Source organism: Verrucomicrobiia bacterium, assembly GCA_035577545.1.
Lineage (GTDB): Bacteria > Verrucomicrobiota > Verrucomicrobiia > Palsa-1439 > Palsa-1439 > Palsa-1439.
In genome coordinates this window covers 259,719-284,677 of sequence record DATLVI010000004.1, presented here as the reverse complement: position 1 = coordinate 284,677, position 24,959 = coordinate 259,719, and the positions used below count along the sequence as shown (strand labels likewise).

Annotated in this window: 14 protein-coding genes; 8 read left to right on the top strand and 6 right to left on the bottom strand. The window is 58.6% G+C overall.

Going from position 1 to position 24,959, the window contains the following annotated elements:
• Positions 1 to 5: 5 nt before the first annotated feature.
• Positions 6 to 335, top strand: a complete 330-nt coding sequence (locus tag VNL17_01315; protein ID HXI82709.1) for a hypothetical protein — start codon at positions 6 to 8, stop codon at positions 333 to 335.
• Between the two features lie 3 nt (positions 336 to 338).
• Here the strand turns inward: VNL17_01315 and VNL17_01310 are convergent, their stop codons facing one another.
• The 4 genes from VNL17_01310 to VNL17_01295 are packed head-to-tail and all read right to left on the bottom strand — an operon-like array spanning position 339 to position 6,028.
• Positions 339 to 1,016: an O-methyltransferase gene (locus VNL17_01310; GenBank protein ID HXI82708.1), complete on the bottom strand. Its 678-nt coding sequence runs from the start codon at positions 1,014 to 1,016 to the stop codon at positions 339 to 341.
• Between the two features lie 11 nt (positions 1,017 to 1,027).
• Complete coding sequence (locus tag VNL17_01305) at positions 1,028 to 1,372, bottom strand: 4a-hydroxytetrahydrobiopterin dehydratase (GenBank protein HXI82707.1); 345 nt, start codon at positions 1,370 to 1,372, stop codon at positions 1,028 to 1,030.
• A 6-nt stretch (positions 1,373 to 1,378) separates the two neighbouring features.
• Complete coding sequence (locus VNL17_01300; protein HXI82706.1) at positions 1,379 to 4,600, bottom strand: S41 family peptidase; 3,222 nt, start codon at positions 4,598 to 4,600, stop codon at positions 1,379 to 1,381.
• Positions 4,601 to 4,654: 54 nt separating this feature from the next.
• Positions 4,655 to 6,028 carry a dipeptidase gene (locus VNL17_01295; protein ID HXI82705.1) on the bottom strand — a complete coding sequence of 458 codons (1,374 nt, stop codon included), beginning with the start codon at positions 6,026 to 6,028 and terminating at the stop codon, positions 4,655 to 4,657.
• Positions 6,029 to 6,123: 95 nt separating this feature from the next.
• Here VNL17_01295 and VNL17_01290 point away from each other — a divergent pair, with 95 nt between their 5' ends.
• The 3 genes from VNL17_01290 to VNL17_01280 are packed head-to-tail and all read left to right on the top strand — an operon-like array spanning position 6,124 to position 9,332.
• Complete coding sequence (locus tag VNL17_01290) at positions 6,124 to 7,764, top strand: hypothetical protein (protein ID HXI82704.1); 1,641 nt, start codon at positions 6,124 to 6,126, stop codon at positions 7,762 to 7,764.
• Between the two features lie 15 nt (positions 7,765 to 7,779).
• Positions 7,780 to 8,541 (top strand): ABC transporter ATP-binding protein, encoded by a 762-nt coding sequence (locus tag VNL17_01285; protein ID HXI82703.1) that lies wholly within the window; start codon positions 7,780 to 7,782, stop codon positions 8,539 to 8,541.
• Positions 8,538 to 9,332 (top strand): ABC transporter permease, encoded by a 795-nt coding sequence (locus VNL17_01280; GenBank protein HXI82702.1) that lies wholly within the window; start codon positions 8,538 to 8,540, stop codon positions 9,330 to 9,332. The genes VNL17_01285 and VNL17_01280 overlap by 4 nt, the downstream gene beginning before the upstream one ends.
• Positions 9,333 to 9,396: 64 nt before the next feature.
• Here the strand turns inward: VNL17_01280 and VNL17_01275 are convergent, their stop codons facing one another.
• The gene (locus VNL17_01275) at positions 9,397 to 11,037 is read right to left on the bottom strand and encodes an NAD+ synthase (GenBank protein ID HXI82701.1); all 1,641 of its coding nucleotides are present in this window, start codon (positions 11,035 to 11,037) and stop codon (positions 9,397 to 9,399) included.
• Between the two features lie 293 nt (positions 11,038 to 11,330).
• Here VNL17_01275 and VNL17_01270 point away from each other — a divergent pair, with 293 nt between their 5' ends.
• The 4 genes from VNL17_01270 to VNL17_01255 all read left to right on the top strand — a co-directional run bounded on the left by VNL17_01270 (position 11,331) and on the right by VNL17_01255 (position 16,681).
• Positions 11,331 to 12,446 carry an AI-2E family transporter gene (locus VNL17_01270; protein ID HXI82700.1) on the top strand — a complete coding sequence of 372 codons (1,116 nt, stop codon included), beginning with the start codon at positions 11,331 to 11,333 and terminating at the stop codon, positions 12,444 to 12,446.
• Between the two features lie 288 nt (positions 12,447 to 12,734).
• Positions 12,735 to 13,148: an Hsp20/alpha crystallin family protein gene (locus VNL17_01265; protein HXI82699.1), complete on the top strand. Its 414-nt coding sequence runs from the start codon at positions 12,735 to 12,737 to the stop codon at positions 13,146 to 13,148.
• A gap of 62 nt (positions 13,149 to 13,210) precedes the next feature.
• On the top strand, positions 13,211 to 15,592 hold the full coding sequence (lon, locus tag VNL17_01260; GenBank protein ID HXI82698.1) for an endopeptidase La: 2,382 nt from the start codon (positions 13,211 to 13,213) through the stop codon (positions 15,590 to 15,592).
• A 3-nt stretch (positions 15,593 to 15,595) separates the two neighbouring features.
• Positions 15,596 to 16,681, top strand: coding sequence for an Ldh family oxidoreductase (locus VNL17_01255; protein ID HXI82697.1), 1,086 nt, complete (start codon positions 15,596 to 15,598; stop codon positions 16,679 to 16,681).
• A gap of 33 nt (positions 16,682 to 16,714) precedes the next feature.
• On the opposite strand, the gene VNL17_01250 is transcribed toward VNL17_01255, so the two are convergent.
• Positions 16,715 to 24,805 carry a hypothetical protein gene (locus VNL17_01250; GenBank protein ID HXI82696.1) on the bottom strand — a complete coding sequence of 2,697 codons (8,091 nt, stop codon included), beginning with the start codon at positions 24,803 to 24,805 and terminating at the stop codon, positions 16,715 to 16,717.
• Between the last annotated feature and the right edge of the window lie 154 nt (positions 24,806 to 24,959).

Here is a 24,959-nt window from a genome sequence, read left to right as displayed (position 1 = left end):
CAACAATGCCCGAGCAACACCACCACAATGTCTACGTCATCTTGCTCGACAGCGCGGTTGCGAAGGAACGCAAGGTCAGGGCGCTAAATCCGCAGCGGGATGCGAAGAAGCCTTGCGTGTATGTCGGGATGACGGGGATTCCGCCAATCGAACGGTTTCAGAACCACAAGGACGGGTACAAGGCGTCGTATTATCCGTGTAAATACGGGGTGCGTTTGCTACCCGAACTGTATGAATACCTCAATCCGATGCCGTATGAGGCGGCGTGTCAGATGGAGAAAGAATTGGCCGAGGACTTGCGGGAACAGGGCTACACCGTCTGCGGCGGCACCTGAGAATCAATCCTTCACGCGCGCGATGGCCAGTCCGTCGAGGGCCTCGCGTATCACGGTGATCAGGATCGCTTCGAGTTTGGGGTTCGCGGCGAGTTTGCGGTTGAACTCTTGAATCCCCAGCACCAACGGGTCCGTCTCGCCGCTTCGCGCCACTTTTCCATCGCGGATGACATTGTCGGCAAGAATCAGGCTGCCGGGGTGCGTCAATTGCACGGCATAATCCAGATAGACCGGATAGTTGTTCTTGTCGGCGTCGATGAAGACGAGATCGAACGATTCTTCCCCAGCCTTCACCATCTTTTCAAGTGTCGCCGCAGCAGCGCCGCGTCGAATGTCCACCAGTGACCGCAAACCCGCGCGCTCCAGGTTGTTGCCGGCGACTTGAATGTATTTCTCGTCCAACTCCAGCGTCACCAGTTTCCCTTTCGGGGCGATAGCCCGCGCCAGCCAGATCGTGCTGTAACCGCCCAGCAGACCGATTTCGAGCACGCGTTTCGCACCGGCGAGCTTTGCCAGCAAATAGAGCAACTTCCCTTCGTTCGGCGAGACGTGGATTTCCGGCAGACCCGCTTCGATTGCATCGCTTAGCGCCTGTTCAAGTACCATGTCTTGCGATACGAACAGCCGCTCGATGTATTGGTCGATTTCCAGAAGTGAGGTACGTTGATCGGATGAAGTCATAGGCGAGCGCGTTATCCTTTCTCGAGAAGAATGTCCGTCTTGGCTGCGAAAAAGAAATCGCTCTCCGTCAGCCCGTTGATTTTGTGCGTCCAGATAGTGACCTTCACCTTGCCCCACGCGAGGTAGATGTCGGGATGATGGTTTTGTCGTTCAGCCATCTCTCCGACATGGTTCGTGAAATCGAGCGCCTCGCGGAAGTCCTTGAACTTGTATTCCTTCTCCAGATGGTGTTCGCCGACGAGTTGCCAGCCGTTGTTCACGGCCTTGTGAAGCGACTGCAACTTCTCGCCCGTCAGTGGCGGAACACCGCCCTTGCACGGGATACAATCCTGAGACGCCAGTTCGCATGCATTCATGGTTGTTCACCCTTTCGACAAACGCGGAACCGAGAGATCGGGACGCTGTCCGAAGTCCGGTGGCCGCGGAGGATTCGTCCGCAACGCCTTGTTGATCTCCTGCAACGCGCGTTCCATCTGCGGGTCGCGGCCCGCCACAAAATCCTGTGGCCGCATTTCCACTTCAATATCCGGGTCGGTCCCGTAGTTTTCCACCTTCCAACCGACATCCTTGAACCAAAATGAAAACTCCGGCTGCGTCGTGATACTGCCATCGATGAGCGAATGCCGCGGCCAGATGCCGATCACGCCGCCCCACGTGCGCTTCCCAATCAACGGCCCGAGCTTCAACAGCTTGAAGCCGTGCGAAAAAATGTCGCCATCGGACCCCGCGTACTCGTTCGTGATGGCCACCATCGGCCCCGCCACGGAGTCGACGGGATAGGGCTGCACATTGGACCAGCGGGATTGGTTGTAAGCGATGCGGCGACGCGCGAGTTTTTCGAGGATCAACTCCGACACGTGCCCGCCGCCGTTGAACCTCACGTCCACAACCAGCCCCTCGCGGTCGATCTCGCTGAGGAAATAACGATGAAACTCCGAATACCCGAGCGGCCCCATGTTGGGAATGTGCACATACCCCACCCGCCCTTTCGTGCCCTCATGCACGAGACGGCGATTCGTTTCCACCCATTCCCGATAGCGCGCCGGGAACTCGCTCGCGAGCGTCTTCACCGTGACCGTGCGCGCCGCTTTGCCTTTGGCATCGCCGACGGTGATGAGCACTTCCTCATCCGACTGATTCACGAGCAGGGCGTTCGGATGCGTCCCGGCATTGAGACGGCGCCCGCCAATCGCCAGTAGTGTATGACCTTCGCGTACATTGACCGCAGGCGCAGCCAGCGAGGAGCGTCCTTCCTCATTCCACGGATCACCCTGGACAATGTGCGCAATTTTCCATGCCTTGACCGCCGCATCGTAAACAAAATCCGCCCCGAGCAGCCCGAGGTCGTAGCGCGGCGGCTGGCGGTGGTCGCCGCCAAATTCGTAGGCGTGCGACGTGCCGAGTTCCCCCTGCATTTCCCACATCAGGTCGGAGAATTCCGCGCGAGTGACGATGCGATCGACCAACGGCAGGTAACGGTCGTACACCGCCTGCCAGTTTATCTTCGACATGTCCGCGGTCCAGAAGTGGTCGCGTTGCAGCCGCCACGCTTCGCGGTACATTTGCCGCCATTCCGCCGGCGGCTTGACCGAAACCTTCACGCGCCCGAGGTCAATCCATCCGCTCTTCTTGTTGGGTGGCTCCTTCGCCACTTTCTCGTCGGGTTTTTCCCCGGCCTTCAGGACGCGCAGGCGACGGCCCGCGCGATAAACCATCGTCTTGCGGTCGCCAGACAACACGAAGTAGGAGATCTTGTCGACCAGTTCTTCCGCCTTCTGGGTCTCGAAATCGAACACTTCCAGCGTGGCCTTCCCTTGCGGCTCGGAAGGCGGCGGCCAGTTGTCGCCGTGCAGACTGCCTTCAATCGGCAGCGAGGTGAACAACACCTTGCCACGAATGCCCGCGATCTGTTGGTAGCGGCCATCCTCCACCGGAAATGCCAGGATACGTGACTCGATGCCATCGAAGTCGATAGCCACCACCTTGCTCTTCTTCGCGTCCGCCTTGGCTTTCGCCTCATCCTTTTTCTCTTCCGGCGGCTTCGGCACGGGAACGAACGGCGAGGGAATATCTTTGCGTAGCGTCACGAGGTAGGGCTTCACGCCGCGCGGAAAACCGAGGTCGAAGTGGAGATTGTCGTAGACCGGATCAAACTCGCGGTACGAGAGAAAGTACAAAAACTTGCCGGCGGGATCGAACGACGGCGAAACGTCCTGTAGCACGGGCTGGGTGACCGGATGCACCTTCCCCGTTTTCACCTCGCACACACGAATCGCCGATGTGTGCTGGCTTAACGCGCAACTGTAGGCAATCCAGCGTCCATCCGGCGACCAATCGAACCCCGCGATCTGCGCCCACGTGCTTTTGTCCAGCACACGGGTCTTGCGCGACTGCAAATCAACGAGCAACAATTCATTGCGGTGGTTCGAGAGCGCAACCTGATCGGCCTTCGGGTTCACACGCATGTCGATGACGCGACCGATGCCGAGTCCGCTCAAGCGCGTCGTCTTCGCGAGCCCATCCGTACCATGAATCTCGAGGGTTTCCTCGCCCACCGCGTCGCTAACGAGCACGATCCGCTTGCCGTCATTGAGCCAACGCGGCAGCCGATGACGGGCGGCCTCCGTTTCGCCATGTTGCAGGACCGGCCCCTCCCAATTCCCCATCGTGAAACATTTCCCGCGCGTGCCGAGCGCAAGCAGGTGGCCCAGCGGATGCGGTTCGAAGGTGTCCAAATACTTCGCCGCGTCCACGAATTTCCGTTGCCGCTGGGTGCGCGGGCTGTCGTATTCCATCTCGATCCGGGCCGTCGTGTTCGCGGCGGGATCGAACACAAACAAATCCGCGCCCGCGTGGTAAACGATGCGGCGTCCATCGGTTGCGGGATTACGGGCGTAGAAGTCTTCGTGGCGCGTGTGCCGCTTCAGGCCTTTGCCCGTTGGCGTGCAGGACCAGAGATTGCCCACGGATTCATGGTCGGAAAGAAAATAAATGCGCGAACCGATCCAGAGCGGGCGAGAGAGATTGCCTTTCAGTTGGATCAGTCGGCGAAACTGTCCCTTGCCAGTGGGGTCGATCCAGAGATCGCCCGCCGTGCCGCCTCGATAACGCTTCCAGCGCGCGGGATCGAGCGCGTTGCGACCGATGACACAACCGCCGTTCGGGCCGAAAGAAATCGACTGGGCGGGCCCGGTCGGCAATAATTCCGGCGCGCCGTCCTCCAGCCCAATGGTCCACAAACGCGGGGGACTGCCGAAGGGCTGTTGCGCGTTGCTATTGAAAATGATTCTTCCCGAGTCGGTCCATCCGACGACCAGCGTGTTCGCCCCCAAATACGTAAGTCTTCGCGCTTCGCCACCCTCGGACGGCATCACGTACACTTCAAGGCTGCCGTCATCGCGTCCGCTGAACGCCAGCCATTTGCCATCACGCGAGAGCGCGGGATGACTGACCGACCCCAGACCAGAGGTGAGCCGTCGGGCGATTCCACCACCGGCGGAAATCGTCCAGAGATCATCGTCGCTGACAAAGACGACCGCGTCGTTGTGAATTGTCGGAAATCGGTAGTAACCCTGTGTTTTCATGAAATCCCTGTCGAGTTATACGAGGCCGGTTTCCGTTGTGGAAGTACAATTTCCCTAACGCGCGCTCCCCAACTCCCGCAATAGCTCGGCGCTCATGGCGATACCGCGGTGGAAATTCGCCAGATCCATCTTCTCGTTTGGCGAATGCCAGTTGTCGTCGGGCAGGCCGAGCCCGACCAAAATGATCTCACCGTGCAAGTGCCGCTTGAAGATATCGAGGATCGGCAGCGAGCCACCTTCGCGGGCGAACACGGGCTCGCGCCCGAACGCCTTGCGCAGGGCGATCGCCGCCGCTTTCGCCCCGCGGCCACGCGGAGATTCGTGAAAGGGACGGGAATGATGGCCCTGTTTGATCGTCAACCGCACGGAAGGCGGACAGATTCGGCGCAAATACCGCGTCGCGAGTCGCGCGATCTTTTCCGGTTCTTGGTTGGGAACAAGTCGGCACGTAATTTTTGCCGCCGCCCAGGCGGGGACAATGGTTTTGACCCCGGGTCCCTGATACCCGCCGAAAACGCCATTGATCTCGAAGGTTGGCCGGGCCCAGCGCCTTTCGAGCGTTGTATATCCCTTTTCACCCGCGAGAGACGACACCCCGAGGAAACGGGCGTAAGCGCGCTCGTTGAACGGCAGATGGCGGAACTGGTCGCGCTCCCATTTTTCCAACGGACGCACGCCTTCATAGAAGCCTGGCACCACGACGTGGCCGTTCGGGTCCACGCAGGCGGCCAGCAACCGGGCGAGTGTCATTACCGGATTCGCGACGCTGCCGCCAAACACGCCGGAGTGCAGGTCGCGTGACGGTCCATCCACGCGCACTTCCAGCGCGGCGATGCCGCGGGTGGCGTATGTGATGGTCGGATGATCCTTCGAGAACATCGAAGTATCGGAAACAATGACGTAATCCGCGCGCAATTGTTTCGCGCGCTGTTTCACGAACGATACGAGGTTCAGGCTGCCGACTTCCTCCTCGCCTTCGATGAGAAATGTGACATTCACGGGAAGAGCTGTACGTGTTTTCACGTAAGCCTCGACCGCCTTGACGTGCGCGAAGAATTGTCCCTTGTTGTCGGAGGCGCCGCGTCCAAAAAGTTTGCCAGCGCGCTCTACGGGCTCGAACGGCGCTGTTTTCCACAACTCGAGCGGTTCCGGCGGTTGCACATCGTAGTGACCATAGATGAGTACGCTCGGGACTTTGGGGCCGTGCACCTGGGGAGTGCGGGCGACTAAAATGGGATTACCTTTCGTCGGGTACAGTTTGACTTCCAGCCCCAAGGTGCGAAAATGTCTGGCGAGCCAGTCCGCACAGTTCAACACGTCACGGCGGTGCTCCGGCTGCGTGGAAACACTGGGGAAACGCACCAATGATTTGAGTTGCTCGACGAACGGGCGGCGATTTTGCAAAAGATATTTTTGGATCGTAACCACGGGGTGGGAAATTAGCCGATTTATTCCTTTAAGTCACAGCTTAATTGGATGGCCTTCCTTCGCCTCTTGGTATATTCTTGGAGCCTTGAATTTTCATGACAGAAAGTGATTTACCGGTAGCGAACACAACGCCCGCGGAAGATCAGGCGTTGCCCCTGGAGGAACTGGAACTAACCCCGCAATGGGTCAAGTCATCTGGCAAATCCTACGCCAATCATTCTGGCGGAGATCGCGAACCACGACGCGGCGAAGGTCGGCGACCGGACGGTGATCGCCGTCGGAGTAACGACCGTGACCAGCGACCGCGTTCGCCGAGGCCATCCGAATCTGGCGACCGCCGGGGACCGCGTCCCGAACAGCGCCGCAGTGGACCACCACCACAGCGACGTGATGCGGAACGCCGACCCGCCGCGCCGGTCGCTCCGCTCACTCTGCCGATTGAGGTGACGTTCCAGCCGGAGGACAAGGGCTTCGCCGCGATGGTTGAAGCCATGAAGCAGACCCAGAGGGCTTATACCTTATTTGACATCGCCAAGCTCGTCCTCAACAAACCCGAGCGACATCTGGTGAAGTTCACCCGCCCGCCCCCAGCGAATGACAACCCCGAGCCGCTGTTTCTGGTGACACCGGGCGAGAGTGTCTTTCTGCGACAGGACGAAGCCGCGCGGTTCGCGTTGCGCCAGCATGCCGCAACGATTCTCAAAGAAAAGAAGACACCCGTCGATCCGCCGAAGGGTAATTTCACGTTTGTGAATCGGTGCGGCCTCACGGGCGTGTGGCTCGGCCCGCCAAATTATCACGAGTATCAGGGCCGGTTGGTCCGGCATCACCAGCAGCGACTGCGGCACATGCACTTCGAGGAGTTCAAGTCGCGCATCGAGACTGTCAAGGATCCCGAAGCGGTCAAGGCGTGGGTGGATTCGATGAGTTTCAAGACCGAGTACGAGTGTCTGCTCGATGCCGAGCCGAAAACATTCCCTACTCGTGATGAAGTGGAGAAACATTTTGTCGAGAATCATCTGGCGAAGTTCGTCACCTCGGCGCCCGAAGTGCGGATCAGTGGCACGGCCAGCCGTCAGCTCCAAAACCCCGCGCTCCTCGAGACGGTTCGGCTGGCGTGGGAGCAGGAACGCAAGTTCCCATTGAAGACCGCCAATGAAATGCGCGGTCGCCTCCGCCACGAAGGATTCCATTTCTTCAAGGATCCCAAGGGCATCACGTTCATCAGCCGCATCAAGCCGCAGCGGTTCGAGTCGATCGGGCATCTCTCGGAACAGATCCAGAAGATCATCGTGTTCTTGCGCGAGCATGTCGGCTGCAAACGCAAACGGTTGATCGAGCATTTTGCGCCACCGGCAACGGCTCCGGCACCTACGGTCGACGCCGCTGCTCCGTCTCCCAGCACTCTTCCAGACGCCAATGTCCCGGCCACGCCGGCGCCGGCAATGCCATCCGCAGAAGACCGCGTGTTGGCCGACCTGCATTGGTTGATCCAGGACGGTTATGTGGTCGAGTTCTCGGATGGCCGTTTGTGGGCGCTGGCTGACAAACCGCCGCAACCGGTTTCGACCAAGAAACCGAAGACGCCGCCAGCCGAAACTCCCGCGGAGAATGCGGCAGCGCCATCCGAGCTGGCACCCACTGAGTCGCCGCTTGAAACCGCGCCTGTCGCAGAGGCGGCTCCAGCAGCCGCTGAGGATGGCGATCTGAATCCAAATACGCCCGTCCCCTCGTAGCGGGGTGGAGCGCGCATGGCTGAGATCCTTGTTGAGGTCCGGAATCTTCGCAAAGAATTCGACGGCACGGTGGCCGTGGCGGACGTGTCATTTACGGTCCCGCGCGGGGAAATCGTCGGTGTCCTCGGCGCCAACGGTGCGGGCAAGACCACGACGATCCAAATCCTGCTTGGGCTGATCAAACCGTCGGGGGGGAAAGTCACGGTTTTCGGCAAGGACCTGGAGCGGCACCGCATTGAGATTCTCCAGCGGACGAATTTTTCCTCGGCGTACACCGGGCTGCCCTCCAACCTGAAGGTCTGGGAGAACCTGCTGATCTTCGCCAGGATTTATGGCGTCAACGGGCATCGCCAGAAGATCGATGAATTGCTGGAGATGTTCGAGATCACCCACCTGCGGAACAAAATCACCGGCCACCTGTCGTCGGGTGAATCGACCCGCGTGAATCTGTGCAAATCGTTGCTGAACGATCCCGAATTGTTGATGCTGGATGAACCAACCGCCAGCCTTGACCCCGATATCGCGGACAAAGTGCGGAAACTGTTGCGACGCATCCAGAGCGAACGACAGATCACCATGATTTACACCTCGCACAACATGCGCGACGTCGAGGAGGTCTGCGATCGCGTGCTGTTCATGCACAAAGGCCGTATCATCGCCGAGGGCACGCCGCAACAGGTAAAGGACCAGTTCAACCAAACGTCGCTGGAGGATGTCTTCATCAGCGTCGCGCGCGGTGGCGACGTGCTGGCCAGCGGCGGAGAGGAGGCGCGATGAACTGGGGCCGCATTCGTGCGCTCGTGTTGCGCTACACGTTCCTGTACACACGCAGCGTGCCGCGCGTGGCCGAGATGTTCTTCTGGCCCGTGATGGATTTGCTGGTGTGGGGTTTCATTACGGTCTACCTCCAAAAACTGGAACACCAGCCGCCCGCCGCCGTTACGTTCCTGCTCGGTTCGATGATCTTTTGGGACATCCTCTACCGCGCGCAGCAGGCCGTAACGATTTCGTTCCTCGAAGACATCTGGGCGCGGAATCTTCTTAATATTTTCGTCGCGCCGATTCGCGTCAGCGAGTTTATCGCCGCGACCTACGTGGTGGGGTTTGTGAAGATCCTGGTGACGGTGGGGATCCTGGCCGGGCTGGCATTGTGGTTCTATCATTGGAACCTGTTTCAAATGGGTCTCCCGCTCCTTCCCCTTTTCGCCAGCCTGTTGCTAATGGGCTGGGCGGTCGGGATGATCACTACCGCGCTCATCATGCGCTGGGGCCAATCCGCCGAAGCGCTGGCGTGGGGCATCCCGTTTCTCATCCAGCCCGTCTGCGCGGTTTTTTATCCGCTCAACATACTGCCGTCCTGGATACAACCAATCTCGCGGGCCATCCCGGCGACCTACGTTTTCGAAGGTATGCGGCAGGTGCTGCGTGGCGAAGGATTGTCCGCGCACGACCTCGTGTGGGCGTTCGGCTTGAACGTGGTGTACCTGATCGGCGCGGGTCTGTTCTTCAACTACATGTTCGAAGTCGCCCGCGACAAGGGGCTGCTCGCCAAGCTCGGCACGCAGTAGGCTCTCCAACCGGGTCGCGCCAGCGCCGGCGGCGCGAAAGAAAAGAGGCTACCAAAAGGTTCGTTTAGTGTTCCACATACCGCTGGGCGATGGGGACGCGGCGACCGATGCCGAAGGCTTTGCTGGTGACGCGGAGGCATGGGGGCGCTTGCTTGCGCTTGTACTCGTTGAGGTCGATCTTGCGGACGATGTCGCGCACGAGTTTCTCGTCGTAGCCAGTTTCCTTTACGATCTCGGCGGTGGACTTCGCTTCCTCGATGTAGAGCTTGATGATCGCGTCGAGCACATCATACGGCGGGAGCGTGTCCTGGTCAGTTTGGTTGGCGCGAAGTTCGGCGGACGGCGGTTTCGTGAGCGAAGATTCGGGGATCACCGGGCGTTCGCGATTAATGTAGCGGGCGAGTTCGTAGACCATCGTCTTCGGAACGTCGGCGATGACGCCGAGGCCGCCGTTCATGTCTCCGTAGAGCGTGCAATAACCGACAGCCAGCTCAGATTTGTTACCGGTGGTCAGCAACATGTGACCGAACTTGTTCGAGAGCGCCATCAATGTCGTGCCGCGGATGCGTGCCTGCATGTTCTCTTCGGTCGTGTCCTCGGGCCTTCCTTTGAACACGGGTTGCAGCGTCGCCTTGAACTGTTCGAAGACATCCTGAATCGGGATCATCTCCCAGCAAATCCCGAGATTGGCGGCCAGTTCGCGCGCGTCTTCGATGCTGCCTTTCGATGAGAATTGCGAAGGCATGGAAACCCCCAGGACATTGTCGCGGCCGAGCGCAGCAACGGCGAGACACGCGGTCACGGCGGAGTCAATCCCACCGCTCAAGCCAAGGACGACGGACTTGAAGCCGCACTTCTGCGTGTAGTCGCGGAGCCCGAGTACCAGCGCCTCGTGGAGCGCCGCGGCAGGTTCCAGTGGATTGAATGCTTGTGGCGGACCTTCCAAATCAACGATGACCAGGTCCTCGGCAAAGGCCGCGCCCTGGGCGAGGAGATAGCCGGAAGCGTCGAACGCCAGGCTGTTGCCGTCGAAAATCAATTCGTCATTGCCGCCGACCAGATTGCAGTACACCACCGGCACTTTGTATTGTCGCGCGACGCTTGCCAGCATGTCGTGGCGAGTCCGTTCCTTGCCGAGGTGATACGGCGATGCGGACAGATTCAGCAGGAGTTGTGCGCGGGCCTGGCCACTCATCAGATCGTGAATGGGGCTGCGTTCATACAGTTGCGCGGGCAAATAGTCCTGCGTCCAAATGTCTTCGCAAATTGTCAGCCCGAGCCGTTGGCTGGCAAAATTGAGCACCGTATTGGAACCCGCTGATTGGAAATAACGGTCTTCATCAAACACATCATACGTCGGCAACAGCATTTTGCTGCGGCGCTCGATGATCTTCCCGTCCTGAACCAACGCGACGGCATTGACGTAGTCGCGGCCGGGGCGCTTGGGATTGAAGTCCACGTAGCCGACCAGCAGCGCGGTCGGACCGGTTTGCGCGGCCAGTTCGTCGAGGGTGCGGAGGTTATCGTCAACGAAGCGGTGTTTCGCCAGCAAATCGCGCGGCGGATAGCCCGTGATGGCCAACTCGGGGGTCATGACCACGTCAACGCCCGCAACGACCCCGCGGCGGTAGAAATCGAGAATCTTTTCAGAATTCCCGCGTAAATCGCCCACGGTGGTATCTATTTGCGCCAGCGCAATCTTCATGCTGATCGTCAATCTACGGCTTCAGGCGGACAGCAGCAACCGCAAAACACCCAGGAGAGATGGGGAATACGCGCACCTTTTCCCCGGAGATTTCCATTTGCGTCATGAGGATTCGTACCCATTGATTTACACGCATGGCGTCAAGATCCACTAGGAGGTTGCCCTAGAAGCGGTTCAGTTTCGACCCTAATAGCATTTTGGAGCCGGGTACGTACAGTGTGTCTATCCAGAAGCGGACTCTGTGTGAATCGCTTCGCAAAACAAGCGTCGCGAGCCAAGTAGTGGCGCCAAACATGACCGAGAAACCAATAGTTCGGGAGCGTATGCGGCAAGGAAATGGAGAGCCTGACTTTCCGGAATTTCCCGACAAACAGTTTCACGTCCATTCCGTGGCAATCACCGGCCTGTTTGTTTTGGCTGTGTTTTACACACTGTACTTTGGACGCATTATTTTCCTTCCGATAACTCTGGCGTTCTTTCTGAGTTTCCTGCTCAGCCCGGCGGTACGCGCACTTGCGAAATGGCATGTCCCGCAAGCCCTGGGAGCCGGCTTGGTGCTCGTGTCCGTGTTGGCTATGGTTGTTTATGCCGTTACGAAAGTTAGCCAGCCCGCCGCCCAATGGTTGCAGCAAGCTCCGCAGAATTGGCAGCAATTCGAGCAAAAGGCGCGGAGGCTAATCCGCCCGGTGGCACAACTCAATGAAGCCGCGGAGAGAGCGAGAGGAATCGCCGACGACACTGAGCAGAAGACACCGGAGGTTAAGGTCCGCTCCAATGATCTGGCAACCTCCGCACTGGGCTGGACGAGGGATTTTCTAACACAGGCGGTCATCCTGGTGATTCTGCTCTATTTCTTGCTGGCATCAGGAGGGGTATTCACTTCAAAACTGATCCAGGTACTCGCGAGTCACAAAAACAAGAACCAGGCTGTGAAGATTGCGCACAAAATCGAATACACAATCTCGACCTATCTCTCCACCGTTGCGATCATTAACTGCTGCCTTGGCATATGTGTAGGCTTGGCCATGCTTTTCATCGGGATGCCCAACCCACTCATGTGGGGAGTCATGGCTGCTCTTCTCAATTTCATTCCTTATTTCGGTCCATTGGCGGGAGTCGTTGTGCTGGCGGTGACGGGACTGGTTCAGTTCGACTCCTGGGTGTACGGCGTTCTGCCAGCAGCCGGGTATTTGACGTTGCACGGAGTTGAGGCCAATCTCATTACACCGACGATCCTGGGACATCGTCTTACCGTAAATCCCGTTTTTGTGTTCCTCTCGCTAATGTTTTGGGCCTGGCTTTGGGGAGTCGTCGGCGCGTTCCTGGCTGTTCCCATGTTGATGGCTGGCAAAGTCGTGTGCGATCATATCGCAAAGCTGGCACCCCTTGGCAAACTTCTAGACCCTTGACCGGGGCCTCCAACCTGGTCGCGGAGGGCCGACCCGCGCATGCCCCATACGGACCCCGCAAGCTAACTCCGTTTGAAAGATCCGATCAACAACGCCACCCCGGCTATCATCGCTACCGCGCCAGCGACTGGAGGGACGTCGATCGTGCGTGTCCTTTCTGCGGTTACGTACGGCGACACTCGTCGGAGCGCAGCCTCGAGGGGCGCGCATTTTCGAGCGTAGAAAACGTTTGCGGCAACTTGCGTTTCGGCGCGAAGGCGGGTATTCTGTAATTGCTAGGGTAAAGTGATGGCCAAGACGTACGATCAACATTTGCATGACAGTCTCGCCTATCTGGGCCTGCCCGCGCTCGCTTCCCACAGCGCATGGACACCCAATACAGATGTTTACGAGACGCCCGAGGGCCTCGTGGTAAAGATGGAAATTGCGGGAATTGAGAAAGAGGACCTCGAAATCACTTTGAATGACCGCCTGTTGCTGGTGCGCGGGCATCGAAAAGACCCGTGCCGCCAGAAACGCTGCTCGTTCCGCCAGATGGAAATTGATTACGGTCCGTTCGAGCGGCGGATCGTCATCCCCCGTTCGGTGGATGGCAGCCGCGTTCGAGCGCAGTTCCAGAATGGGTTTCTGCACATCGAACTGCCGAAATCCCAGACGACCGAACACGCGACTTTCACCGTCATTATCGAACAAGCGGGCTAGGAGCGCGCAGGCGAGGCCCGAAAGTCCGGAACACACGAAGCGCAGCGTCATCCTATATATAGATGGCCGATCCGACCCAAAACAAAATACTCACGGACGTCGTGAAGACCGAGACGCCCGCGCATGATCTGCCCACGCGGTTGCCGATTCTACCGCTGAGCGACGTGGTTGTATTCCCCCACATGGTGGCGCCGCTGCTCGTGTCCAATCCGCAGTCGATCCATCTCATTGACGAGGTGGTCGCCGGCAACCGCCTACTCGCCGTCACCTTGCAGACGGACCCCGATCTCGAACAGCCGCGACCTGACCAATTGCTTCCCTACGGCTGCGTTGCCCGCGTGATGCGGATGCTGAAATTCCCAGACGACAGCGTTCGCGTGCTCATCCAGGGCCTGAAACGGATGCGGATTGTCCGCGTCGAGTCGGACAAACCGTATTTGCAGGCCGAAGTTGCGCCCCTCGACGACGAACTCGACCCCACTCTCGTAACGTCCGCGCTGGCGCGCAACGCCGGCAACCTGTTCCAGGAGATCATCAACCTTTCGCCGTCGCTCCCCGACGAGCTCAAGGTCGCGGTCGTCAACATCGAAGATCCGAGCAAACTGGCGGACGTCATCGCTGCAAACCTGAACGTGCCGTTGCAGGAGAAACAGCGGTTATTGGAAGCCACCAGCATCAAGACGCGGCTCACCTTGCTCACCAACCTGCTCAACCGCGAGGTCGAAGTGCTCCACCTCGGCACGGAAATCCAGAGCAAGGTCAACACAGCGCTCAGCCGGAGCCAACGCGAATATTTCCTCCGCGAGCAACTCAAGGCGATTCAGAAAGAACTCGGGGAAACCGGTGAAGGTTCGGAGGTCGGCGAATTACGGGACAAGATCGACAAGGCGAAGATGCCACCCGAGGTGAAGAAGGTCGCGATCAAAGAAGCCGACCGCCTGGGGACGATCACACCCGCTGCCGCGGAGTATGCGGTGGCACGGACCTACCTGGATTGGCTGATCGCGTTGCCCTGGTCGAAATCCACCGAGGACAAACTCGACATTGCGCAGGCCCGGCGCATTCTCGACGAGGACCACTACGATCTCGATAACGTCAAGAAACGCATCCTCGAATACCTGAGCGTGTTGAAGCTGAAGAGCAACGGGACGCACGAAGCCCCCACCGGCAAGGGCCCGATCCTGTGCTTCGTAGGGCCGCCGGGGGTCGGCAAGACGTCGTTGGGCATGAGCATCGCGCGGGCGCTGGGCCGGAAATTCATCCGCATTTCACTCGGGGGTGTTCGTGACGAAGCGGAAATTCGCGGCCACCGCCGCACGTACATCGGCGCTTTGCCAGGTCGTGTGATTCAGGGATTGCGCCGCGCCGAGAGCAACAATCCCGTCTTCATGCTGGATGAAATCGACAAGGTGGGCGCGGATTTCCGTGGCGACCCGGGTTCCGCGCTGTTGGAAGTGCTCGACCCGCAACAAAACAACAGTTTTTCGGACCACTACCTCGAGATTCCGTTTGATCTGTCGCGCGTGATGTTTATCACCACGGCGAACCTTTTGGAACCGATTTCACCGGCCCTCCGCGATCGCATGGAGGTCATCGAGTTGCCGGGTTACACGGAACAAGACAAGATCCACATCGCAACAAAGTATCTGGTGCCGCGACAACTGACCGAGCATGGGCTGAAGAAGACGCAACTCCGCGTGAGCAAGGAGGCGCTGGCCGCCATCATCCGCGACCACACACGGGAGGCCGGGGTGCGCAACCTGGAGCGGGAAATCGCGACGATTTGCCGTCGCACCGCGCGTCGAATCGTGGAACACAAGGCGAACTCGGTGTCCATCACGCCGCGCAACCTGAAAAGTTTTCTCGGTTCCGTCGAGTTCTTCCATGACGTGGCGGAACGCACAACCGACCCGGGTGTGGCGATCGGGTTGGCGTGGACGGCAGCGGGCGGTGACATTCTGTTCATCGAAGCCACGCAGATGCCGGGCCGGGGCAACTTGATCTTGACCGGTTCGTTGGGGGATGTGATGCGGGAGAGCGCGCAAGCGGCGCTCAGCTACGTGCGCTCCCGGGCAAAGCAATTGGGGATCGAGCCCAAGACCTTTGAGAAGTCGGATATTCATGTCCATGTACCCGCCGGTGCGATCCCGAAAGACGGGCCATCGGCCGGCGTAACGATGGCGGTCGCCTTGACTTCGTTGCTGGTGCGCAAGCCCGTAAAACCCGCGTTGGCCATGACGGGTGAAATCACGCTTCGCGGGAAAATTCTGCCCGTCGGCGGCATCAAAGAGAAAGTATTGGCGGCCGCGCGTTCGGGCGTGACCACCGTTGTCCTGCCCGACCAGAACCGCAAGGATTTGGCCGATGTGCCGGCCGAAATTCGGAAGAAACTGCAATTTCGTTTCGCCAAGACGATCGAAGCCGCGCTGAAATACACCCTGTAGCCCATGTCGCTACGCACAGAACACGGCGCGCCCAGCTTCGACGTGACAGAGCTACAACGCTTCGGGCAATCCCTTTTGACATCCTGCGGTCTGGCCGAAGATCGCGCGCGCGACGTGGCGGAAGTGCTTCTCGAAGGCGACCTGCTCGGGCATACCACCCACGGTTTCGCTTTGCTCCCTGCGTACCTCAGGGCCATTCAGGAGCGGACGATGGAAACGGATGGTGAACCCGGCGTTATTGGTGATCACGGTTCTTCGCTGACCTGGGAAGGACGTTACCTGCCGGGGCCCTGGCTCGTCCGTCGAGCCATCGCGATTGCGCAGACCCGCCTCGCAGAGCACCCTGTCGTCACTATCTCCATTCGCCGCAGCCACCACATCGCTTGTCTGCAGGCGTATCTTCGACCCGTTACCGAGGCAGAATTTGTCATCCTGCTTGGTTGCTCTGACCCCGCATCACGCACGGTCACACCGCACGGTGGGATCGCCCCACGATTCAGCCCAAATCCGCTTGCCGCTGGCATTCCGACCAACGGCGACCCGATTCTGATCGACATCAGCACCGCCTCAACTTCCAACGGACTATGCAATCGACTGGCTGCGGCCGGGGAAAGGCTGCCAGGAGCGTGGCTTGTGGATCGTGACGGACACGCGACTGATGACCCGCGCGTTCTGGATAGCCAACGAGGAGGCGCAATCCTACCGCTGGGCGGCATGGACCTCGGCTACAAAGGGTTTGCCCTGGCGATTCTTGTCGAAGCGCTTACGAACGCACTCGGCGGCCACGGTCGCGCCGCCGGTGAATCGCGCTGGGGGGCCTCGGTGTTCCTGCAGATTCTGGATCCTGACCGCTTCGGTGGGCGGGCAGCTCTTCTACACGAGATGAGTTTCTTTGCGGAGCTCTGCCAGGAAACTCCAGTGCCCCTGGGAAAACCACCCGTTCGCCTTCCGGGGCAAGCTGCGCTCTTGCGTCGCAGGGAACAACTGGCAAGTGGCGTCGCACTACACCCGACAATTCTGCCGGCACTTATTTCCTGGGCCAAGACGCTGGATGTGCCACTCCCGCTGTCCGCTCGCGCAACCGACTGAAGTGCCGGTTCCAGGCGGTTGCAGGCGCGACGGTTATTTCTGTTTTCTACCGGACCATCGCCGGTACTTCAGGATGGCAAACGCGCCAACGGTGAGCAGCATGAGGATGCTGGGTTCAGGAACGACCATAAGTTGATGCAAGGAGCCGCCATCAAGGATCAGGATGTTGTCACCCGCGCCCAGCACGCCGAGGCCCACACCCGTCACCCCGTTGGTGCTCTGGAAGTACAACTCGACGTTGTTGCTGATGATCAGCAACGAGCCGGGATCCAGGGTCAGGGTGTTCAAGTAAAGCCCGGCCACCAGCCCGTCATTGGTGCCGACCGTGCCAAAGGCGTCCATCACAACCGTGGTTGAGAGGCTGCTCAACTCCAGGGCACCCAACGCGAAGTTGTTGGAGTATCCGTAGATTGTATCGTTCTTGCCCAGGCTAAACGAGTTCGTCGAGAACGTCCCGCTCCCGTTCGAGAAGAAGATCTCGTTCGAGGACTGCACGCTGCTGGCGAACCCGCCCAGGTTGATCCCCGCCACGGAGAACTGTTGCGTACCCTGTCCGTCCATGACGAACTTGCCATTGAGCGTGTTGTACTTGTTGGACAGGGTGCTGACGTTGACGAAGTTGCTCTTGAAAATGCTTACATCGCCGGAGGTCATGCTGAGGTAGCCGTTGGTGGTGACCGTGTAATCAGCGAGAAAGACGTTGGTGCTCGGGTCCATGACCCAGGCGCCCTTGTTGACGACCGCGCTCGTGAAGGTACCCACGCTATTGATGAAGCTGACCGTGCCGGCGTTGGTGAACACCGCGTCCACGATCAAGCGTCCGTTGTTCGCTCCGAATACGCCGTTGGTCTGGTTGAACACCCTGCTGCCGGTCAGATGTAATGGCGCGGAAATCGCAGTGGCCAATCCCGTGCCCGAATTGATGATGCTGGCGGTGATTGTCCCGAAGCCCCGGAACGTGGCGCCGAAACTGTTGGTCAACAGGCCGCTGCGCAAGATACCGCCGTTCATCGCGATCGTGCCGCTGTTCAACAAGGGGGCGTTGGTATCACCACCGAATAGCATCTGACTGCCGTCTTCAACCACCAGTGTGCCGCTCTGGTTGATCTGCAGCGCGCTGCCGGCGGGATTCACGAATCGCAAGATCCCGTCGCCACCAACCACGGCGTTGGTGGACCGAATCGTCCCTAGGTTCACCAACTGGTTGGTCAGCGCGATGGTCCCGAAACCCTGGATCAAACCTGGTAGACTGATGCTCTCGTTATTGTTGGTCACAGAGGTGTTGGATGTCAACGTGCCGCCATTGATCAGGATCGTCCCGCTGTTATACACGTAGTTCAGGTTGGTCAGGACCGGGGAAACCTCCGCCGTACGCGCCAGTACGAGTGTATCGTTGGTCGTGGCGATGATCATTGTACCAAGGTTAGCCAAACCGCGCTGCGAGGTGGCCACGCCGGTATTCAATGTCAATACGCCGTTACTCGCGATGACCGTGCCAATGTTGACAATCGACTTATCAATGCCAACGCCGTTGGTGTTGAACGCGCCCCCGCCATACACCGTGCCGAACCCGATAATCGTATTGAGGTTCGTGAAGATGGCCGTGACCCCTGCGTTGGTCGCTCCACCTGTGCGCAGTGTGCCGCCGCGTAGGTCCACCGTGCCGCTATTGATCCAGGAGTTGCTCGTGTCCCAGGTCATGGTCGCGTTGTTGTCAATCTCGAACGTGCCTTGATTCACCGGGAAGACCGTGCTGGTCATTGTCAAGAGGCCGTTGGTGGCGCGAATGGTGCCGCCGGATTGATTCACGATGCCGGCCGTGAGTGTGCCATAGCCCTGGATGATCCCGTTCAAGGTATTGGTAAGCGTGCTGGTGCTCGACAACGTGCCGTTGTTGATTGTGATTGTGCCAGTGTTCAAGACCGGCAACCCGCCCCGGTCGAGCGTCAGGGTGTTGTTGGACGAAACGATCATCGTGCCCAGATTCTGGATCCCCCCGCCCGACGTGGCTCCGCCCGTGCTAAGGAACAGTGTTTGGGCCGTGCCGCTTAACGGATTCGTGGCGATGATCAGGCCAAGGTTGATGATTGATTTGTCGAACCCGGATCCGGTCTGGCCGAACGCGCCGCCGCCGATCAGGGTGCCGTAGCCACTGATGACGCCGCTGGCGGAATTGGTGAAGCTGGCGCTGACCGCTACGTTCGTGAACCCACCCGAGCGCAGTGTACCGCCACGCATATCGATGTTACCGGCGTTGCTCCAAGAGTTCGAGGAATTGGATTGGAACGTCCCGCTGTTTTCCACGTCAATCGTGCCGGCATTGGCCAACCCATTGATGCCATTGACGGTAAGCGTACCATTGGTGGCGGTGAGGCGGCCGACCGGATCGTTCTGGATGAAGGAGTTGATCGTCAGATTCCCATTCCCCGTGATCAGCGCGCGATTGGTGATAACACCCGAACTGGCAACCAGTTGAATCGTGCCACCGTTGCCACCCACGGCGCCGATGGTGCCCAGATTGACCACAGAGCCGTTCTCCAGTTGAGCGAACGCTCCCAATCCGGCGCCGATGTAACCGCCCACTGCGTTCGTGCCGCCGAGAAGCGAGAAATCCAGCACCCCACCGTTAATCGTCGCCTGGATCGTGCCACTGTTCACCATGTTCGGCGTGATGGTGCCGACGCCGCTCACGAACAGGTTGTTGGTGATGACGCCAGGCGTGGCGTTGGAGATGATCAGCGTGCCGCCGATCATCGAAATCGAGCCGTTGTTGTTGAAGCTACTGCCAGCACCACCGCTAATGACGGCATTCAGGATTGCTCCGTTACTGGCGCCCAAGGTCGCGGAATTCATGTCGCTTAACCCAACGGAAAAGATATTTAAGCTGCCAACAGAGTTGGCGGCCAAAATGGTGCCATTGTTGACAACAGTCTGGGTAACATTGCCGACGCCGCTGATAACGCCGGTACTGGTGTTCGTGATCACACCGCTGCCCGTCCCGTTGGCCAGCAATGTACCACCTGCAAAGCTGAGCAGTCCCTGGTTAATCAAGGGCTGCGATGCGCCGCCGGGCATCTGCACGTTCAGGACGGCGTCGGTGCTAAGCGTCCCCATCGTCACGCCGATGCCGTTTGTAAAACTCCCCAGGCTGGTCGAGAGGACGCCGTTGCTCGCGAACAGGAAGCTGTTGCTGAGGCTTACCACACCGGCATTCACGCCACCCGTGATGACACCGCTACCGAAGATCCAGTTGGCATTGGTGATCGTACCGGCTACCAGCGTGCCGCCGTTCATGTTGATCGTACCGGCATTCTTCAATGACGCCAGGCCGTTCACATTGCTGATCAGCAACGTCGCTCCGCCGTCCACTTGGAGTGTGCCCTGCTGGCCAAATACGCCCGTGCCCTGCAGCGCCAGCGTCCCGCCCGTCGCCCGAATCGTGCCGGCGGCAAGGTTCGTGAGGCTGGCGGAAACCGTACCAGAACCCCTGATCGTACCGCTGACGTTATCGATGAATCGTGAGGCGTCCGCCGCGCCGTCCGCATACGACACTACCGAGCCGCCAGCCAACGTGATCGTGCCAAGGTTGCGCGGATTCAACCCGCTGTTGTTCCACGCATTGGCCGTGCGGTTCAGCGCCAGCGTCGCGCTGTTTTCGACCCGTACCGTTGCGGCGGCTGCGTTGCTGAACCCGCCATTGCTGAATGCGTCGCCGGAGTTGAGGAATAGTGTGCCGTTGGTGGCGTCGATAAGCCCGCCGGCCATGTTGATTATTTGCTGGTTTGCCCCGCCACTGCCACTGAGTCGGCCGGTTTGAATCGTACCAAAACCGCTGATTGTGCCCGCATTGGCCAGTTGCGAGAAATTGGTGCCCACGAACGTGCCACCCGCCAGAGCCATCTGTCCGTTGTTCTGGAAACTTCCTGCCGAACCCAACACCGTCAATGTTGCGCCATTGGCAATGCTGATCGTACCGTTTTGGGTGATCGCGGAACCATTGTTGATGTTGAGATTGCCGTTGGTGGCCGCCATGGTGCCCAGATTATTCACGCTCGTCATCAGCGTCCCAAAGCCACTGATGATTCCATTCGGTGCGTTACTCAACGAGCGATCATTGATCAACGTCAAGCCGTCCGCGTAATAAGCCAGTGATCCTCCATTCATTTGGATCAGGCCCGCGTTGATCGGGACCGTACCACTGTTCACCCAGGCGTTGCTGGTACGTTGGATGCCGAACGAGGAAGCGTTGGCCACGATGACCGTGCCGCCCAGGTTGACAAATCCGCCGTTGTTAAACGCGTCCGCCGGTTGCAGGATCAGCGATCCGTTCGTGGCGAGAATCGTACCTTGGTTCCAGATGGTGAAGTTCCGGCTACCCGGAACGAAATCACCCGTCGCAAAGAAGCCAGCACCCTGAATCGTGCCGCTCGCGGCGTTGGTGAAATCTCCCGAACCGCCGGTCGTGCGCAGGATGTCAAAGGAAGCGTTCGAATCGGTGAACCCGCCTCGCAGGATCATGGTCCCTTGGTTCACAAAATTCGCCGTGAGATTGGTCATAACCACGCCCGCCCCAGTACCGCCAACCATCGTGCCCGTATTGATGACCGTCGTGGCCAGAATGTTCACATTAGCATTGGTGGCGACGAATGTGCCACCGAGGTTGGCAACCGTGCCGCCCGAGAAACTGCCACCCGCGCTCTGGATGAATCCGCCCGTGCTGTTTGTGATCGACCGCGCAAACGTACCACCGGTGTTCGTGATACTGCCCGTGTTCCATACTTGTTGCGCGATGGTGCCAGAGTTGACAATAATCCCGGAATTGGTCAGCACGGTCACACCCGCACCCACGCTTCCCAGCACGCCGCCCCCATTGGCAATCAGTCCCGAGTTATTCCAGTTCCCCACCCCGAGATTCAGTGTACCGCTGTTCGCGATGCTAACCGTACCAAGGTTGTTAACCGCCTCGCCATTTCCATTGGTCGCAATCTCGAACGTTCCGGCGGCAGCTACGACCGTACCGTTGGTATCATTGTACAGACCCGACGAATACTCACCCGGTCCGACAAACAGCCCCTGGTTCGTGATGGTGCTCCCTCCCATGACCAAGCCGCCACCGTTAAGAGCGATGCGGCCTGAGTTAACCAATACTGTGTTGGTCAAGACGATCGTCGCAGTAGAATTGAAATTGCTCAAGGTTCCGACATTGGCGCCGGTCAGGCCGAGTTTGAGTAGTCCGTTGCTGGCAACGATTGACCCGCCGGCCAAATTGACAACAGTGAAATTCTGCGTCCCATTACCGTAAACCTGACCGAGGTTATTGGTCACACCCGCATCGACTCCCGCCGCATTGGTCACCGTGATGAATCCACCCTGAACGGCCAGCGTGCCATTGTTAACCAAACCGCCACCGGTGGTGGTGCCGAGGGTCAGCGTGGCCGCGCCGCCAATCAGGTTATTGGCGCCGAGTAACGCGGAATTCGTGACGCCGATTCTGGCGATCAAGTTACTCAAGCCAGAAATCGGCCCTTGCGCCACGACGGAAGCCAACGCGCCGGTGTTCACGATGCCAAAACTGCTGAGATTCCCCACACCGGCGACGATAAAGAAGTTGGTTATCGTGCCGGTGCCACCGTTGAAATTGATGGTGCCACCCGACACGGAAACGGTGCCCAGGTTAATCAGAACGTTCTGTCCACCCGGAGCGATGAGGTTGAGGACAGAGTTGGTACCGATGGTGCCAAGCGTCGAGCTGGAGTTGTTGGTCGTACTCGCGATTCTGGCTGTCAGAGTGCCGACGCTGGTAAGGTTCGTGGCCACAGCCAGCATTTTGCCGCCGTTGGTTGTGATGACCACGCTGTCGATCGTGCCGTAACCCGTGATTAGTCCTGTGTTGATGAAGCTGGCCGCATTACTCACGATCCCATCGGCTGCCAGGTTCAACGTGCCGCCCGCGAGCGTGATGGTTCCCAGATTTGCCACTGAATTCGCGCTGTTGACCCAGGCGTTCTCGGTACGGTTGACGGTGAGCGTGGTGTTTGAGGCAATCAGAATGCTGCCCGCCGCCGCGTTACTAAAGCCACCATTGGAAAACGCGTTGCCAACACTGATAAACAGCGTCCCGGCAGCCGCCCCACCCCAATTCGTAGCCACCAGGTTTCCAGTATTCACGTAGTTGGCGCTCGAACCGCTTGCGCGCGGATCATTCGCGATGCCCAATGTCAGCGTACCCTGGCCTTGAATGAGTCCTTGATTGAGCAAAGAGTTGCCGTTGTCCCCAATGTTGGTCGCAATCAACGTCCCAAGCTGGCCAGCGCTATTGCCCAGGATGATCTGGCCGCCAACAACGTTGGTCATTGCCCTGTTTCCCAGAATCTGAAAGGTGCTGCTATTGGTGACAAACAAGGTCCCGCGGTTCTCAACATTCGCGTTCCAGTAGTTGGTGACAAGGGATGATGCGCCGAGCGAAGTGATCGTACCGCTACTAATCAGGAACCGTGTCGCAGAGTTGGCTGACCCATTGCCGTCGGTGGCAACAAATGTTCCATTGCTCATGATGATTGTCCCGGCGTTAACGGGAGCGGCATTGTTGTTCCACGCGTTCGCCGTGCGATTTAGAGAGAACGACGTTCCGTTCGTGATTATAATCTGCCCGGTAGCGGCGTTACTGAACCCGCCCACCGTCGCGGTGTCGCCCACCGCGACCGTCAGCGTTCCAATCGCGCCACCGCCAGCGACCAGGGTGCCAGTATTGACCAACGCATAGTTGTTGTTGGCGCCCGTGCCAAAGCCGGTAACAAACGTGCCTCGCCCGCCAATCGTTGCCGAGTTGGTGAAAGCCGAGAGCCCGGCGACGTTCGCCATGGTAAAAGTGCTGCCACTGCCACCAGTATTACCCAAAAGCAATGTCCCGTTGTTGTTCAGGTAAGACGTCGCCAGCGTCAGCGTGTTCGCAACGCTGAGGCGGCTTAATTGCAGCGTGGCATTCGTCATGAAGATCGTGCCACCACCGAGATCACCACCGGACTGGAACAGTAGCGTGCCCCCACTACCGTCGGACTTGGCGACCCACGTGCCTACGTTCCCCACCACATTCGAAACAGCCAATGTTCCGTTGCTGGCAATGATCGAACCGGCGCTGTTATTCCGGATAGCCACGGCGAGTGTCCCATTGCCCGAAATCACACCACTGTTCTGATTTGTCCGGCTGACGTTCTGACCGCCATCGTCAATCGCGGTAAATGTACCGCCATTCAACATGATTGTACCCATGTTGGCCGGCGCGGCCGTTCCGCCCCAGGCTGCACTCGTGCGCCTCACATTGAAGCTGGCGCCCGAGTTGATAATGATGGTCCCCGTGGCTGTATTCGTGAAGCCGCTGTTCGTGTTGGCATCGCGCGAATCAACCGTGAAAGCGCCACCGTTCACAATAATCGTGCCGGCGTTTTCGAACCACTGGTTGTTAGCGCCGAAATTGCCAACGAATATGTTCGTACCCGAACCGCCGGCAATGATCGTACTGGTGTTGCCGTTAATGAAGTTGTGCCCGCCTTGGGCGTAATTGATATCGGATACCTGATTAGCCGACGCGGTATTAAAGATAATGGTGCCACCCGTAGTATTAACGTCGGCTGTATCATTGATGAATAAACTCGCCCCGTTACTGATTCCCAACGTCCCGCCTCCACTGAGGTCAAAAGAGTTGCCAGCAATCGTGGAGTTGTTTCCGTTGAGAATTAAAGACGCTTTCTGACCGATCTGAAAACCAAAGCTGCTAGAAAGGTCGCCACTAGTGATGACCGTGATATTGGAGGTCGTGCTCGCGGCTTTACCGGATCCGGAAATAATCCGAAGAAAATTTAAGCCGGTTCCGCTGGCATTGGTAATCGTTAGATCTTGGAGGAAGACATTGGTGATATTGATATCACCTTGACCACTGGCCGGGGGCGATCCCGAACTCCAGTTACCGCTGAACGACCAATTCGTCACCAACGACCCACCGCCCGCAGTTCCAAAGGTGCCGTCATTTCTAAAATCATTTACGGCGAAGGCAGGGACGACTGCAGTAAACGCCAGGAAAAGCGTTACACTACAACCATAGAAAAAGCGTGTAGACAAAATCCTCACCTGATTCTTATCTCGCGAAAACGGATTCCCTTGGGCCCTAGCTACCGTGGGATACTTCTTAGTAAGAACGTTTTACCTACCGTGAGGTAGACTGTATAGATATGCGCAAAAATGTCAATTCTAAAGACATACGAAGGACAGATTCTCTGTCATG

Excerpts from the sequence above, each read along its gene's own strand:
- VNL17_01315 (HXI82709.1), top strand. The coding sequence starts at position 6 with ATGCCCGAGCAACACCACCACAATGTCTACGTCATCTTGCTCGACAGC.
- VNL17_01310 (HXI82708.1), bottom strand. The coding sequence starts at position 1,016 with ATGACTTCATCCGATCAACGTACCTCACTTCTGGAAATCGACCAATAC.
- VNL17_01305 (HXI82707.1), bottom strand. The coding sequence starts at position 1,372 with ATGAATGCATGCGAACTGGCGTCTCAGGATTGTATCCCGTGCAAGGGC.
- VNL17_01300 (HXI82706.1), bottom strand. The coding sequence starts at position 4,600 with ATGAAAACACAGGGTTACTACCGATTTCCGACAATTCACAACGACGCG.
- VNL17_01290 (HXI82704.1), top strand. The coding sequence starts at position 6,124 with ATGACAGAAAGTGATTTACCGGTAGCGAACACAACGCCCGCGGAAGAT.
- VNL17_01285 (HXI82703.1), top strand. The coding sequence starts at position 7,780 with ATGGCTGAGATCCTTGTTGAGGTCCGGAATCTTCGCAAAGAATTCGAC.
- VNL17_01280 (HXI82702.1), top strand. The coding sequence starts at position 8,538 with ATGAACTGGGGCCGCATTCGTGCGCTCGTGTTGCGCTACACGTTCCTG.
- VNL17_01275 (HXI82701.1), bottom strand. The coding sequence starts at position 11,037 with ATGAAGATTGCGCTGGCGCAAATAGATACCACCGTGGGCGATTTACGC.
- VNL17_01270 (HXI82700.1), top strand. The coding sequence starts at position 11,331 with ATGACCGAGAAACCAATAGTTCGGGAGCGTATGCGGCAAGGAAATGGA.
- VNL17_01265 (HXI82699.1), top strand. The coding sequence starts at position 12,735 with ATGGCCAAGACGTACGATCAACATTTGCATGACAGTCTCGCCTATCTG.
- lon (HXI82698.1), top strand. The coding sequence starts at position 13,211 with ATGGCCGATCCGACCCAAAACAAAATACTCACGGACGTCGTGAAGACC.
- VNL17_01255 (HXI82697.1), top strand. The coding sequence starts at position 15,596 with ATGTCGCTACGCACAGAACACGGCGCGCCCAGCTTCGACGTGACAGAG.